The sequence below is a fragment of the Microbacterium sp. genome, from assembly GCF_030149085.1.
GTDB lineage: Bacteria > Actinomycetota > Actinomycetes > Actinomycetales > Microbacteriaceae > Microbacterium.
The window spans coordinates 1-14,503 of the sequence record NZ_JASBSF010000196.1; the positions used below are offsets into that span (position 1 = coordinate 1).

General features: G+C 67.7%; 10 protein-coding genes and 2 pseudogenes. 8 read left to right on the forward strand and 4 right to left on the reverse strand.

Annotated features, from left to right (window positions below; all coding sequences use genetic code 11):
- The 4 genes and pseudogenes from Q1V87_RS07815 to Q1V87_RS07830 form a co-directional block, all read left to right on the forward strand.
- Window positions 1–509, forward strand: a pseudogene (locus tag Q1V87_RS07815) (transporter); the annotation flags it as partial.
- A gap of 83 nt (window positions 510–592) precedes the next feature.
- Window positions 593–1,642, forward strand: coding sequence for an SseB family protein (locus Q1V87_RS07820; protein ID WP_300591587.1), 1,050 nt, complete (start codon window positions 593–595; stop codon window positions 1,640–1,642).
- Window positions 1,632–2,684, forward strand: a complete 1,053-nt coding sequence (gene ligD, locus Q1V87_RS07825) for a non-homologous end-joining DNA ligase (RefSeq protein ID WP_300591588.1) — start codon at window positions 1,632–1,634, stop codon at window positions 2,682–2,684. The genes Q1V87_RS07820 and ligD overlap by 11 nt, the downstream gene beginning before the upstream one ends.
- Window positions 2,681–3,175 (forward strand): nitroreductase family deazaflavin-dependent oxidoreductase, encoded by a 495-nt coding sequence (locus tag Q1V87_RS07830; RefSeq protein WP_300591589.1) that lies wholly within the window; start codon window positions 2,681–2,683, stop codon window positions 3,173–3,175. The genes ligD and Q1V87_RS07830 overlap by 4 nt, the downstream gene beginning before the upstream one ends.
- A gap of 16 nt (window positions 3,176–3,191) precedes the next feature.
- Here the strand turns inward: Q1V87_RS07830 and Q1V87_RS07835 are convergent, their stop codons facing one another.
- From Q1V87_RS07835 to Q1V87_RS07850, 4 genes are all read right to left on the reverse strand, one after another.
- Entirely contained in the window at window positions 3,192–4,238 is a 1,047-nt protein-coding gene (locus tag Q1V87_RS07835) for an ATP-dependent DNA ligase (protein WP_300591590.1), read from the reverse strand.
- A 45-nt stretch (window positions 4,239–4,283) separates the two neighbouring features.
- Window positions 4,284–5,441: an AI-2E family transporter gene (locus Q1V87_RS07840; RefSeq protein WP_300591591.1), complete on the reverse strand. Its 1,158-nt coding sequence runs from the start codon at window positions 5,439–5,441 to the stop codon at window positions 4,284–4,286.
- A 97-nt stretch (window positions 5,442–5,538) separates the two neighbouring features.
- On the reverse strand, window positions 5,539–7,002 hold the full coding sequence (locus Q1V87_RS07845) for an NAD(P)/FAD-dependent oxidoreductase (RefSeq protein ID WP_300591592.1): 1,464 nt from the start codon (window positions 7,000–7,002) through the stop codon (window positions 5,539–5,541).
- Between the two features lie 39 nt (window positions 7,003–7,041).
- A complete protein-coding gene (locus Q1V87_RS07850) occupies window positions 7,042–7,719 on the reverse strand; it encodes a TetR family transcriptional regulator (RefSeq protein ID WP_300591594.1) in 678 nt (225 codons plus the stop codon).
- Window positions 7,720–7,928: 209 nt separating this feature from the next.
- Here Q1V87_RS07850 and Q1V87_RS07855 point away from each other — a divergent pair, with 209 nt between their 5' ends.
- The 4 genes and pseudogenes from Q1V87_RS07855 to Q1V87_RS07870 all read left to right on the forward strand — a co-directional run.
- Complete coding sequence (locus tag Q1V87_RS07855; protein ID WP_300591596.1) at window positions 7,929–11,480, forward strand: glycosyltransferase family 2 protein; 3,552 nt, start codon at window positions 7,929–7,931, stop codon at window positions 11,478–11,480.
- Entirely contained in the window at window positions 11,477–13,057 is a 1,581-nt protein-coding gene (locus Q1V87_RS07860; protein ID WP_300591597.1) for a carbohydrate-binding protein, read from the forward strand. Before Q1V87_RS07855 ends, Q1V87_RS07860 begins: the two co-directional genes overlap by 4 nt.
- Window positions 13,058–13,173: 116 nt before the next feature.
- Window positions 13,174–14,340: an ADP-forming succinate--CoA ligase subunit beta gene (gene sucC, locus Q1V87_RS07865; protein WP_300591598.1), complete on the forward strand. Its 1,167-nt coding sequence runs from the start codon at window positions 13,174–13,176 to the stop codon at window positions 14,338–14,340.
- Window positions 14,341–14,367: 27 nt separating this feature from the next.
- Window positions 14,368–14,503, forward strand: a pseudogene (locus tag Q1V87_RS07870) (succinate--CoA ligase subunit alpha); the annotation flags it as partial.

Genomic DNA, 14,503 nt, shown 5'->3' on the forward strand with positions numbered 1-14,503 from the left:
CGGCCGGCATGCTGCTCGGCCTGATCGAAGTGCCGCTGCCGGGCGGATCGCATCTGTCGCTCGGAGCTGCCGCCGGCGCGCTCATCGTTGGCCTGGTGATGGGCAGGATCGGGCGCATCGGTCGATTCGTGACGACGATCCCGAACGCGGCGGCCACCGCCCTGGGCGAGCTCGGCCTCCTGATCTTCCTTGCGTACGCCGGATCGAAGGCGGGATCGCAGATTCTGCAGGCGATCGCATCGGGAGAGATCGTCGCTCTCGTCGGAATCGGCCTGGTCGTGACATCCTTCGCGATGTTCGGCACCTACCTGCTCGTGCGACACATCCTGCACCTGGGTGGGACGAAGCTGTCGGGTGTCATTGCCGGAGCGCAGACGAACACCGCCATCCTCGCCTTCGCCCAAGAACGGACCGGTCACGATGTCCGTGTCGCGCTTGGCTACAGCCTCGTGTATCCGACGGCGCTTGTGGTGAAGATCCTGCTGGCACAGCTGCTGACGCTGCTGTGAGGGGTGCGGACGAGACTTACCGTCTTTCCCCACCTGTGACAACTCTGGTGCCGTTGGGCGCTCGACGTCTGTAGCCTCGAAACATGGCTCTGTTCTCTCGACGCCCCGCAGCAACGCCTGCCGAGACGCCCGAGGGCGCCTCCGACGATGCGGCAGCGGTCGCTGACCCAGGTCTCTCCGCCGACACCGCCGCAGTGTCTTCGACCCCTGATTCCGTTGACGACGAGCCCGACTTCGACGCGGTTGTCGGTATCTCGATGTCTTCCTTCCAAGGCTTGGGGGCGCCAGCCCCGGCGGCCAATGCGGTGAGCGAGGAGGGAGCCGATGGGACCGACGCTCCTCCCCGCCCGGGACTGCAAGACAACGGCCCGCTCGTGACAGCCCTCGCGAAGCTTCCGGAGCGGCCCGAGCCCGCGGAACTGCTGCAGGTAGCGCGCCAGCTTCTGCAGGGACACCTCTTCTTGCGCGTCAAGGGAGACGCGAAGCGGATGCTGGCCGAGGGCGAGAACATTCCGCTGGCCATCACGACAATCGGTGAGAAGCAGTACGTCCTCGTCTATAGCGGTGTCGCTGCTCTGCGCGCGAGCCTCGCCGCCGACGGCGCTACCGACACTTCGGCGATGGCCCAGCCCGCGCAGGCGGTGCTGCGGTTCCTACTGTCGGGAACGTACGCCGGCCTCATCGTCGACCCGGCGTCCGCTCCTGCCAGAGCCATGCTGTCGCGAGAACTCATCGCCCAGATGATGGAGCAGGCCGATCCCGACTTCAGCATCAAGAAGCTGCTCTCCGCTCGCCGCACCGAGTCCACGCCCGACGATGTCGTGGCAGCCATCCCCTCATCGCGTCTGTGGATCGCGGTGAACAAGCCCGACGGGTCCGATCAGGTCGGCGTCGCCGAGGCCCGCACTGCCGACGGTGACCGTCTCATCGAGGTGTTCACGCACCCCATCGAGATTGCCGCCCTTGGGCGCGGGGACCGGCCCGCGCCCGTCACCGGTGCGCAGCTGGGTGCTGCACTTCGCGCCGACCCCGGGCTTGCCGGCATCCTCATCGATCCCGCCGGTCCCTGGATTCGCCTCGACCGAGACGACCTCGCCCCGCTGATGGTCGAGGCTCCGGGCGATGGCGACTGACCGAGTCATCCTCGAAATCCCCGGCCCCGACGGTGACCGGGAGGTCGGGCTGTCGAGCCCCGATCGCGTGCTGTGGCCGGCGGTTGGGATCACCAAGCGCGAGCTGGCTGAGTACCTGCTTGCCGTCGCCGAACCCTTTCTGGCCGCCAACGGCGATCGCCCCGTCTCACTCGAGCGCTACCCCGACTCGATCGAGGGTGAGATGTTCTTCTCGAAGAACCCGCCCAAGGGCGCACCATCGTTCGTCGACACTGTCACCGTGACCTACAACAGCGGGCGTCGGCATCCGCAGATCGTGCTCACCGAGCCCGCGGCCGTCGTGTGGGCTGCACAGATGAATACCGTCGTCTTCCACCCGTGGGCCTCGCGGACCGCGAACACCGACAACCCCGTCGAGCTGCGCATCGACCTCGACCCGCAGCCAGGTACCGACTTCGCGGATGCTGCCGCCGTCGCCCCGGCGTTACGCGATGTCCTCGCCGAAGCCGGCCTCCAGGCGTGGATCAAAACAAGCGGGAACCGCGGCATCCACCTGTTCTGCCCGATCGAACCGGAGTGGGAGTTCCTCGACGTTCGCCACGCGGTCATCGCTGCCGGTCGCGAGCTGGAGCGACGGATGCCGGAGCGGGTCACGACGAACTGGTGGAAAGAGGAGCGCGGGCAGCGCGTCTTCATCGACTTCAACCAGGCAAATCGCGACCGCACGATGGCCGGGGCCTACAGCCCGCGTGCCCTCCCGACCGCCACCGTTGCCACACCGATCACGTGGGAGGAGCTGGCCTCCGTCGATCCGGCATCCTTCACGGTGCGTACGGTGCCGCAGCGACTTGCCGAGCTCGGCGACCCGTGGGCCGAGTTCGGAGCATCCCCCGGGCGAATCGACACGCTGCTGGAATGGTGGGAGCGTGACCTCGCTGAGGGCCTGGGCGAGTTGCCGTTCCCGCCCGAGTTCCCGAAGATGCCCGGCGAACCCCCACGGGTGCAACCGAGCCGGGCACGCAAACCCGACACGAGCGATCCTGAAACGGAAGAGACCGCGTGACCGAGAAGACTACCGACGGGGCGCGCTCCGAGACACCGGCGACGAGCGATCAGTGGGCAGCGCGCCTGCTTCAGACGCGCTGGATCGTCCGTGCCCCGATCCCGCTGTTCCGTGCGGGGCTTGGCTGGCTGTTCGGCGGCAGGTTCGTGATGGTCGAGCACATCGGCCGCAAGAGCGGAGAGCCTCGTTACGTCGTTCTCGAGGTGATCGAACGCGAGACGAACGCGCTCCGTGTCGCTTCCGGCCACGGCCCGCGGGCGCAGTGGCTCAAGAACCTGGCCGCTAACCCCGCCGCACGGCTCTGGGTGGGTCGATCCAAGGGCGTTCCCGCTATGGCCCGCGTCCTGCCCGAGGTTGACGCTGCGGCGGCGCTTGCCCGCTATGCCCGGGTGCACCCGGATGCCTGGGACCACCTGAAAGGGGCGATGGACGAGCTGAACGGGGGAGAGGCGATCATCCCGGTGGTCGAGTTCACCCCGCCTTCGCGCTGATCCCGCCGCTCAGCACTCAGCTCTCGAGCACCGCCCCCACGTCGTACGCTCGCACCGTCTCGAGCTGCTCATAGGTGCAGGAGCGGGGATCGCGGTCTTCTCGCCACCGCACGAACTGCACGGTATGGCGAAAACGCCACTTCTCGAGCTGGTCGTAGCGCACCTCGAGCACAAGCTCGGGACGCAGCTGCACGAACGACACATCCTTGCCAGAGGCGAAGCGAGACCGCTCGCCTTCACCGGTCACCGCGGCGCCGGACTCGTCGCGCTCGACGAAGGGCTTGAGCTCGTCGACGAGCTCGAGCCTGCGCTTGTCTGACCACGCTGCCACGCCGCCGACCTGAACGAGCTGGCCCTCGTCGGTGTAGAGACCGACGAGCAGTGAACCGACGCCGCGACCGCTCTTGTGTACGCGGTAGCCGAGTGCGACGACATCCGCCGTGCGTGCGTGTTTGATCTTGAACATCATGCGCTTCCCCGGTGCGTAGGGCTGCGCGAGGGGCTTGGCAACGACGCCGTCCAGACCCGCGCCCTCGAACTCATCGAGCCAGCGGGCAGCCTGGTCCGGGTCGTGCGTCGTGCGCGTGACGTGCACCGGATGCGGCACCGCGCTCAGGAGGTCGAGGAGCTCGGCCCGCCGGGCTTGAAACGGCTCGCTGGCAAGATCGCGCTCCCCGCGGGCCAGGATGTCGAACGCGATGAACATCGCCGGCGTCTGATCGCTCAGCATCCGCACCCTCGACTCGGCGGGGTGGATGCGTTGCGTCAGCGCGTCCCAGTCCAGGCGCTGGGAGCCCGGCACGCCCAGCGCGATGACGATCTCGCCGTCGAGCAGGCACGGCTCGGGCAGAAGCCGCGTGAACGCCTCGACGAGCTCGGGAAAGTAGCGCGTGAGCGGTTTCGCGCCGCGACTACCGATCTCGAGATCTGTCCCGTCCCACGAGATGAGCGCGCGGAAGCCGTCCCACTTCGGTTCGAAGCTCAGGCCACCGGCTACCGCGTCAGGCGCGGGGATGCTGTCGACGGACTTCGCGAGCATCGGCTCGGGAATCGTGTGAGGCATGCGGTCAGCATCCTGTCTGTTGGGGGTCGTTGTCGAGCCCCGGCGTCAGGACGGCGCCGGTTCGGTGCTCTTGCGTCGCGCCCACCGGGCCGGCGTGTCCGGACCGTCCCAGACCTGCACGATTCCCCACGCCACGGCAGTGATCGGCACCGCCAGGACCGCGCCGACGATTCCGCCGAGCACCGTGCCGATTGTCAGAGCGATCAGGATGACGAACGAATGCAGCTTCATCGAGCGGCCCATCAGCACCGGTTGCAGGAAGTTCCCTTCGAGCTGGTTGACGAGCACGACCAGACCCACGACGAACAGGGCGTTCACCCAGCCGTTGGCAACGAGCGCGACGAGCGCAGCGAGGATGCCGGCGAGAGTCGCCCCGACGATCGGGATGAAGGCGAGGAGGAAGACGAGGACGGCCAGGGGCAGGGCGAGCGGGACGCCGAGGATCCAGAGGCCGATGCCGATCCCGACAGCATCGACGAAAGCGACGGATGCCGTGCCACGGACGTAGGCGCCGAGCGTCGACACTGTCTTGTCACCGATGCGGCGAGCCCGCGCTTCGGCAGAACCGCGGAACGGGCGGAGCAGAAACTCCCACATCCGCGGGCCGTCCTTCAGGAAGAAGAAGAGCACGACGACCAGCAGGACGAAACCGGTGGCGAAGTTGGCGACGACACTGACGCCGGCGATGGCTCCGGTGCCGAACTGAGCACTCGTGATGAAGTCCTGGATAGAGGCGATCCACTGGTCGATCTGCTGCTGATCGATACCGAACGGCAAGGTCTGCACCCACTGCCACAGCTGCTGTGCGCCAGCCTGCGCTTGGCTGTAGAGCGAATCCCACTGGTCGCGCACCGCCCAGACGATGAGCCAGCCGACGCCCCCGAGAATCAACACGATGGCAAGCAGCGCGACGAGGGTGGCAAGGATCGAGGGAACTCCACGACGGCGCATCCAACCCATGACCGGCGCGAACGCCGACGCGAAGATCAGGGCGAGCAGCACCGGGATGACCACGAGCGTGAGTTGCCTGAGCCCCCAGATGACGCCTGCCGCCAGGGCGACGACGACGATGATCTGTAGGCCCCGCGTCGCGAGCACCCCGAACTTGTCGCCCCAGAGCTTGCGGGGTGGCACGATGCCGTCATCCGGTACCGCAGGAGCGCTGTTGCTGTCTGTGGACGAGCCGATGCCGAACAATCCCATGCGTCGACCGTAGCTGCCGTGGGCACCTGGGCGCACGGTCTTGACGACGCGGCCCGCATGCGGCAGTCCGGCGCTCACCCGGTTGGTCAGTCGTGTGTCAATCGCCGCCGAAGACGTCCGCGAGCGTGATCGGCACGCCTGCCGCGTCGCTGAGCGCCGTGCGCGCGGCGTGCCAGCCGCTCATCCCGTGAACGCCAGGCCCGGGCGGGGTCGACGACGAGGCGAGATACACCCCGGGCAGCGGTGTACGCCACGGATGCCGGGACACGACGGGTCTGCGGATCGCCTGCGCCATCGTGAATGCGCCGCCGGAGATGTCGCCACCGATCTCGGCGGGGTTCCTCCTCCCGCGGGACGCTGCTGTCGTCGAGTGCGTCGCGAGGACCAGGTCCCGCGCGCCCGGTGCGAAGCGCTCGATCTGCGCGAGAACGGCAGCCGTGGCATCCGCCCTCGACCCGAGCGGGACGTGCGTGTACGCCCACAGGACCGCCTTGCCCGCGGGGGCACGGGTCGGGTCGATCACCGACGGCTGCACCGCGAGTACGTACGGGTTCGCGGGGATCCGGCCGCGTGCGACATCCTGCTCGGCGGCGATGATCTCCTCCCGCGTTCCGCCCAGGTGCACGGTCGGGGCTCGGCCCACGTTCGGATCGCGCCAGGGGATGGGCCCGTCAAGCGCGACGTCCACTTTCATGACGCCGGGGCCGTACCGGTAACGGCGCACCGCCCTCGCGTACCCGGTCGGGAGCGCAGAGTCTGTCAGCAGCAGCCGCGGAGAGGTGTCGAGAATCAGCAGATCGCCCGCCGCCGGATCGCCCCAGTCCAGGTCGTCGAGGGAGGTGACGCGCGTTCCGGTTTCGATCACGCCACCGTGAGCGCGGATGTCGGCGGCGAGGGCCTCGGCGATGACCTGGGCGCCGCCGCGCGGGACGGGCCACCCACCGGCGTGGGCCTGCGCCGTCAGCAACAGGCCCGCCGCTGCCGACGCCAGGGACGGCATCCAGGTGTTCGCGTGAGCCATCGCTCCCGCCAGAAGCGCTGCAGCCCGCGGCGTTCGGAAACCCAGCGCGCCAAGGCTCGTGCCCTGCTCGAGCACGCGGAAGCCGTAGCGCGCCGCCGTGACCGGATGCCGCGGCATCCGTATCAGCTGGTCGCCGGTGAATGACACGAGCTCGTCGATGTGGCGTGCGAGCGGCCGCACCGTCGCGAGCCAGGCGCGTCCATCCGGGCCGAGGTCGTGTGCCGTGCGGTCGATGTCGCGCCAGGCGATCGCTGCGGGCCCCCGATCGAGCGGGTGTGCAAAGGATGCCTCAGGGATCAACCACGACACGTCCCGATCCAGCCCGAGCGCCCGGAGTACCGGAGAGGTCAGCGCAGCGGGGTGCACAGCCGAGCAGACGTCGTGGCGGAAGCCGGGAAGGGTCAGTGCTTCGGTGCGCAGTCCACCGCCGATCGTGTCGGCTGCCTCGAGGACCCGCACCCGCAGTCCCGCCCGCGCGAGTGTCGCCGCGGCGCTCAGTCCGTTCGGTCCGCTGCCCACGACCGTTGCGTGTGCCGCCATGCCGTCAGTCTGCCACTCTCGGCATCCGGCGCGCCCCGGTCAGAGGTCGAGCGAGGAGCGGAGGCGGCGAGTGACCTCGGCCAGCGGCATCCGCTTGGGGAACACAGCAACCACGACGTCGTCGGGATCGGGATGCTGGGGGTCGGGATGAACGCCGAACTTGCGCAGGAGGTCATCAAGAGCGGCGTGCAGCACCGACACCGGTACGGGCTCCCGATCACGCAGCAGCTGGCGCAGCACGTGGTTGTGTACGGCGGCGACGGATGCTGCGAAGCCGACCGCATCGATCGGGTCAAGTCCCGGAAGAGCGCCGCGCAGGTACTCGTCGAAGAGTCGCTCGTACCGGAATACCGTGACGATCTCGCGCTCTCGCAGCGCAGGAACTTTCCGCACCACGGAGTAGCGGCGCCGTGCGAGCTCGGGGTCGGCGGCGAAGTGTTTGAACACCGTAACCGCCGCATCGCACACCGCGACCCAGGGGTTCTCGTGAGGCTGCGACAGGTTCTCACGCAGCTGCGCGAGCAGGAGCTCGTGGTCGGCGAACACGACGTCGTCCTTGCCGCCGAACTGACGGAAGAATGTTGACCGGGAGCTGCCGGCAGCCTGGGCGATCTGCTCAACGGATGTCGCGTCGAAGCCGTTCCGATCGAACAGGTCGAGCGCGACGGCGACGACTGCGGTCCGCGACGACGACGTGGCGGCGGTGGTGTCGGACATGCCGTGAGCCTACCGCCGGGGGAACCTCAAGTTTGGCTCAGTGTTACCTCAAGGAAAGAGCATCTGAGCCCAGGACCATCCCAGGAAGCCGCAGCTTTCCGGTATCGCGCGATAGCGTCGCGGTGCGGGATCGCTCCGGGTGCTCGGCATCCGTCGCCCCGCCTTTGTTGTGTGAGGCCTCTGGCCACGGACACGGATGGAAACGCGGGATGAGCACACGCACAGCGTTGCCGTCGACGAGACGGCCGCAGTGGGGATCCGAGAAGCGGCGGACGCCGCTCTCGACAGTGCACGCTCGCCCGTCCGCGGCCAAGGTGGTGTGGGCGCGGATCGCCATCGGTGCGACGATCGCGGCCTGGGTCGGCTACATGATCTTTACGATCCTGCCGCAGCTGTTTGCGAACGACGGAGTCTTCCGCACGCTCGAAGTGATCGTCTACGCGGCGGTGGTGACGTTCCTCACGTTCTCTGCCCTGATGTACCTCGTCGCCCGCGCCGGCGCCCTCCGCCGGTTCCGTGATCATGTCCGGGCCCCGCGCGGAGAGCTCGACCGCCACTTCGCCGACGGCCACCAAGAGGGCCTGACCGTCCTCATCCCGTCATACGCGGAAGAGCCGGCAGTCGTGCGCAAGACGATGTGGTCGGCGGCGCTACAGGAGTACCCGTCGCTGCGGGTCGTGCTGCTGCTGGATGACAGCCCGTTTCCCACCGACCCCGCGGTGCAGGAGCGTCTTGACGAGACCCGCCGGATCGCCTCCGACATCGAGAACGCTCTGAGTGGGCCGGGCGAGCGGTTCACCGCGGCGCTGCTGGCGTATGAGAACGAGTGGCTGCTGGGCGGCACTGTCGGGGCGGACGCCGTCGAGACTCTCCGCGACCAGTACGTCGCCGCCGTGACGTGGCTGCGCACCGTCGGTGACGAATGGCCGCACGAAGACCACGTCGACACCTTCTTCATCGATCAGGTGCTCGGGGGCCTTGCCGACGACCTCGACGCAACGGCGCAGGCTCTGCAAGCCGCGATGGATGCCGATGCCGCGCCCACGGGCGAGAGACTGCTCGAACTTCACCGCCGCCTCGTTCGGATCTTCACAGTCGACGCGACGACCTTCGAACGCAAGCGCTACGCGTCGCTGTCGAATGAGCCGAACAAGGCGATGAACCTCAACGCGTACATCGGCCTGCTCGGCGGGCGCTATCACGCGCATCCGACCGACGAGGGAACCGTGCTCGTGAAGGTCGGTCCCGCGGACGAAGCCGACATCGTCATCCCGGATACGCCGTACCTGCTCACACTCGACGCCGACTCGCTGTTGCTTCGCGACTACTGCCTGCGGCTTGTGCACTTCCTGGAGCAGCCCGAGAACGAACGCGTCGCGGTGACGCAGACGCCGTACTCGTCGTTCCGGGGAGCTCCCACCCGCATCGAGCGACTTGCGGGTGCGACGACCGACATCCAGCACATCCTCCACCAGGGGATGACCGCGCACGACGCAACCTTCTGGGTGGGCGCAAACGCCGTCATCCGGCGGCGTGCGCTCGAAGACATCGTGCAGGTCGAGACGGTCAACGGCTATGAGGTGCGCCGGTACGTGCAGGACCGCACGGTCATCGAAGACACCGAGTCAAGCATCGACCTCGCCGACCAGGGATGGTCGCTGGTGAACTACCCCGAGCGCCTCAGCTACAGCGCAACGCCGCCTGACTTCGGGTCGCTCGTCGTCCAGCGCCGGCGGTGGGCCAATGGCGGCCTGCTGATCATGCCCAAGTTCTTGAAGTACGCGCAGCGGCGGCGCAAGTCGCACCGGCCGATCACGATCGCCGAATGGATGCTGCGCACCAACTACATGGCATCGCTGGCGTGGGCATCCTTCGGTCTGATCATGCTGCTGACCTACCCCTTCGACAGCAGGCTGCTGAGCCCGCTGGTCGTTTTCGCTGCTCTGCCGTACTTCGTCTCGCAGGCGAGTGACCTGCGGTACTCGGGCTATCGCACGATCGACATCTTCCGGATCTACGGCTTCAACCTGATCCTGTTGCCGGTGAACCTCGCGGGTGTCCTCAAGTCGATCGAACAGGCGCTCACCGGCAAGAAGATCCCGTTCGCCCGCACGCCGAAGGTGCGTAACCGCACCGCCACACAGCTGCTCTACGTCGTGGCTCCCTATGCCATCGTCATCTTCTCGGTGTTCACCGCATGGTGGAACATCCTTCACGAGAATTGGGGCACAGCTGCCTTCGCCGCCTTCAACGCGACCCTCGCGGCCTGGGCGATCGTCGAGAACATCGGCATCCTGGAGTCCATCGCCGACACGTGGTTGGGGCTCACCGACTGGATGTGGGTCGACGCGACCCCGAAGAAGCGTTCGCGCGTAAAGGCGGGGGAGCGCGCGCAGCCGGACTGGCGGGCCGCGCTGTACCACGGTCACCCGGCTGCGGGAGAGACCTCGCCCGACTACCTCCCCCCACCGACCATCCCTGCACGCCCGGTGATGCTCGAACTCGAGACTCTCGAGGCCCCGATCCTCGCCGAGCCCGAGCAGCCGATGCTCTCTGAATCCGAGCAGCCGAGCCTCTCCCTGCTCGACGTCGATGACTCACCGGAACCCGATCCGGTGTCGGCGACCCGTCCCGAGGTCGCCGCAGCCGAGGCGGCTGCCGAGCCGGAACCCGATCCGGTGCCGGCAGCCGCCCCGGCGATGTCCGAGCCCGAGCCTGTTGTCGCTGAGTCGGAGCCGGAGCCTCACACCGAGCCGGCGGCCGAGCCCGCCGTCGTCGAACTCGATGCGGCGACCGAGCCTGTTCTCGTTGGTGCTCCGACCGAGTCGGTATCTGAGCCCGGCGCCGAGCCCGAGGTGTTCCGCCCGACGTATGCCATCGCGCCGGCATACGGGATGGAACTCGTGCCCGATCTCTGGATGCCGGGGCCGGAGGGTCGTGTGGTGTCGGCCGAATGGGATGACTTCGGGGACGCCGTCGATCATCCTGTCGAGGTCGCGGCCAGCGCCTGGGCCCCCGGCGACAGCGGCGATCGCGCCATCCAGGTCTTCTCGTCGGCAGAGCCAGCTGGGGTCGATTCGGCGGCTCCGGCGTGGATCGCCGCGCCGGAGCCCGTGTTCCCCGATGTTCCCGTCCAGGCTCCCGCGGCGCAGTATGTCTACACGCAGTCTGCGCCTGAGCAGCGGTATGTCTACACGCAGCCTGCGCCGGCACAGCGGGATGTCTACACGCAGCCTGTGCCGGCACAGCGGGACCAGCCGTGGCCGGTCGAGCCCGCGCAGCAGGCTGCCCCGCAGTGGCACGCTTCGGCACCCGTGCCCACCTCCCCGTGGCAGACTCCGGTCTGGAACGACCAGGCGCCCTCGTACCCTGCCCAACAGCAGTACCCGGGCGAACCCCGGGCGCCCTTCACTGCGTCACCGCTACCGGCGTGGCAGGGTTATGTCGTCGCCCCCGAGTACGCGCCGACCTCTCCGAGCGACGGCCAGCAGTATGGGGCGGCTCCGTCGTGGCAGAGTCCGGCTCAGCCCGACGTCTATCCGCCGGAGCTCGTCCCGGCCACGGCAGCGGCTGGCGCTGACTGGGCTCCGGCGCCTGCGCCGGGCGAGTGGCAGGTGCCTTCGCAGACCGCCGCGCGGACCTCTCCTGACGCCGTACCGGTCGGGGTGCCCCCGGGGCGGATGCCGCTTCGCAACGAGGTTCCGCTGTCACCGAATGCTCCTGTGTCGCGCCCCGTGCGTGGCCGAGGTCGCGGGTGGTGACCGGCGAGACGGCGAGCAGCGCTCAGGAACGGCGGGCGACCGGCCCGCACGCCGGAAAGCGCTTGTCGCCGTGGCGGGTCATGCTCGGCATCCTCATCGCCGCGGCCGCCGGCGTTGCGATCTGGTTCGGGTTCCACACCGTGACCGATCGAGTCGTCATCGACCCGAATCAGCCCTGGTTCGCGGCGTACGTCGATACCACCCTCACCCCCGCCTACGCATTCGAGTCTCCGGCATCCGCCGCTGACGAGGATGTCGTGCTGGGGTTTGTCGTCGCTTCCGATGAGACCACGTGTGAGCCGTCGTGGGGCGGCGCCTACACGCTGGACCAGGCTGCCCGCGACCTGGACCTCGACCGCCGCATCGCCCGTCTCAGGCAGCAGGGTGGCGACGTCGTGGTGAGCTTCGGCGGGCGAGACAACACCGAGCTTGCGACAGCATGCCCGGATGCCGAGTCGCTGGCGGCTGCTTACCAGGCCGTCATAGACCGCTACGACCTCACGATCATCGATCTCGACATCGAAGGCGACGCGTTGCAGGACACCGCGGTCGGGGCGCGCAGGGCTGAGGCGCTGCGCATTCTGCAGAGCGAGCGGGACGCGGACGATCCGCTCACGGTCTGGCTGACGTTGCCCGTCACGCCGTCGGGCCTCGATGCGGCCGGCGAGGCTGCCGCTGTGCAGGTGATCGACGCCGGTGTGAAGCTGGGCGGGATCAACGCGATGACGATGGACTACGGCGTCGACCTCGAGGGTCGAACGATGGGCGACGTGGCGATCTCGGCGATTACCGGCGTTCGTGACCAGCTCGTTGACATCCTGCGCGACTCCGATGAACCGCTCAGCTCCGCGGCAGCGTGGGCGCGCATCGGCGCGACACCCATGATCGGTCAGAACGACGTTGTGGACGAGGTGTTCACGATGGATGATGCTGCGCAGCTCAATCAGTTCGCGCTGGATGTCGGTCTCGGTCGCGTTTCGATGTGGTCGGCCAACCGCGACCGCTCCTGCGGCGACAACTACGCCGACGTACGCATCGTGTCCAACTACTGCAGCGGTGTCGACCAAGGGCAGGACAGTTTCGCGGTCACGCTCGGAGACGGCCTGACCGACACCGGAACTGCCGGCAGTCACACACCGGTGCCACTGCCGAGCGCCTCGGCCACCGACGACCCGGCCACGAGCCCGTATCCGATCTGGAACGCTGACACGCGCTACCTCGCGGGGTCGAAGATCGTGTGGCACGGCATGGTTTACGAGGCCAAGTGGTGGACACGCGGTGACGTTCCCGACGATCCGATGGTCAGCGGCGCCGAGAGTCCGTGGGACCTGGTCGGTCCCGTTCTTCCGGGCGAGACACCCTACGTCGTGCCGACGCTTCCGCCTGGAACCTACCCCGACTGGTCGGGCGATACCGTCTACCGCGAGGGGGATCGCGTCCTCTACGACGGCGTTCCGTTCGAAGCGAAGTGGTGGACGCAGGGTGACAGCCCGGCCGCGGCATCCGATGACCCCGACGGTTCGCCCTGGATCCCGCTGACTGCCGCGCAGATCGAGCAGATCGCCGGCAGCGGGTAAGTCGCCTGCCCGTTCGCAACCGTTCAGTGCCGGGTAGTAGGCTGACTACTTGGTCGAACTATCTCGACATCGAGACATTCCCTCACCCACCCGACGCCGCAGCGGAGGACACCAGCGTGGATCTGTACGAGTACCAGGCACGAGACCTATTCGAGAAATACGGGGTGCCGGTGCTCCCCGGCATCATCGCCGACACTCCTGAGGAGGCGAAGGCGGCTGCCAAGAAGATCGGCGGTGTCGTCGTCGTCAAGGCTCAGGTCAAGACCGGAGGCCGCGGCAAGGCCGGCGGCGTGAAGGTCGCGAAGAATGCCGACGAGGCGTACGAGGCGGCCAAGGCCATTCTGGGCCTGGACATCAAGGGGCACGTCGTGCAGCGCGTGATGGTCGCCGCCGGCGCATCCATCGAGCAGGAGTTCTACTTCTCCGTGCTGCTGGACCGCTCCAACCGTTCGTACCTGTCGCTGTGCTCCGTTGAAGGCGGCATGGAAATCGAGCAGCTCGCCGTCGAGAAGCCCGAGGCCCTGGCCCGCGTCGAGGTAAACCCGCTGACCGGTATCGACAAGGACAAGGCTGTCGAGATCGCTACCGCTGCGAAGTTCCCGGCTGAGCTTGTCGACAAGGTCGCGGACGTCTTCGTCAAGCTCTACGACGTCTATCAGGGTGAAGGTGCGACCCTCGTCGAGGTCAACCCGCTGATCCTGGACGGAAACGGCAACATCATTGCCCTGGACGGCAAGGTCACGCTCGACGACAACGCGAGCGAGGTGCGCCACCCCGAGCACGAAGAGCTCGAAGACAAGGGTGCTGCTGACCCGCTCGAGGCCAAGGCGAAGGAATCGGGCCTGAACTACGTCAAGCTCGACGGCGAAGTCGGCATCATCGGCAACGGTGCGGGCCTGGTCATGTCGACCCTCGATGTGGTCGCCTACGCCGGCGAGAACCACGGCGGGGTCAAGCCCGCGAACTTCCTCGACATCGGCGGCGGCGCCTCGGCGACAGTGATGGCGGCGGGCCTGGATGTCATCCTGGGCGACCCGCAGGTCAAGAGTGTGTTCGTCAACGTCTTCGGCGGCATCACGTCGTGCGTCGCGGTTGCTGACGGCATCGTCAAGGCTCTCGAGATCCTCGGCGACACCGCCACCAAGCCGCTCGTTGTGCGCCTCGACGGCAACCAGGTGGAAGAGGGTCGCGCGATCCTCGCCGCCGCGAACCACCCGCTGGTCACCCTCGCCGCCGGTATGGACGAGGGCGCTGACAAGGCAGCCGAGCTGGCCGCCGCCTGATCGCGAAACCGGATAAGGACTTCTGACATGTCGATTTTGCTCAACACGTACTCCAAGGTCATGGTACAGGGCATCACCTGGGGTGTGGGCACTAAGCACACCGCTCTTATGATGAAGGCGGGCATCCAGTTCGTCGGGGTGGTGAAAGCCCGCTTGGCCTGGA

What these genes read in the sequence shown, in the direction of transcription:
- Q1V87_RS07820 (WP_300591587.1), top strand. Translation starts at nt 593, where the DNA reads ATGGCTCTGTTCTCTCGACGCCCCGCAGCAACGCCTGCCGAGACGCCC.
- ligD (WP_300591588.1), top strand. Translation starts at nt 1,632, where the DNA reads ATGGCGACTGACCGAGTCATCCTCGAAATCCCCGGCCCCGACGGTGAC.
- Q1V87_RS07835 (WP_300591590.1), bottom strand. Translation starts at nt 4,238, where the DNA reads ATGCCTCACACGATTCCCGAGCCGATGCTCGCGAAGTCCGTCGACAGC.
- Q1V87_RS07840 (WP_300591591.1), bottom strand. Translation starts at nt 5,441, where the DNA reads ATGGGATTGTTCGGCATCGGCTCGTCCACAGACAGCAACAGCGCTCCT.
- Q1V87_RS07845 (WP_300591592.1), bottom strand. Translation starts at nt 7,002, where the DNA reads ATGGCGGCACACGCAACGGTCGTGGGCAGCGGACCGAACGGACTGAGC.
- Q1V87_RS07850 (WP_300591594.1), bottom strand. Translation starts at nt 7,719, where the DNA reads ATGTCCGACACCACCGCCGCCACGTCGTCGTCGCGGACCGCAGTCGTC.
- Q1V87_RS07855 (WP_300591596.1), top strand. Translation starts at nt 7,929, where the DNA reads ATGAGCACACGCACAGCGTTGCCGTCGACGAGACGGCCGCAGTGGGGA.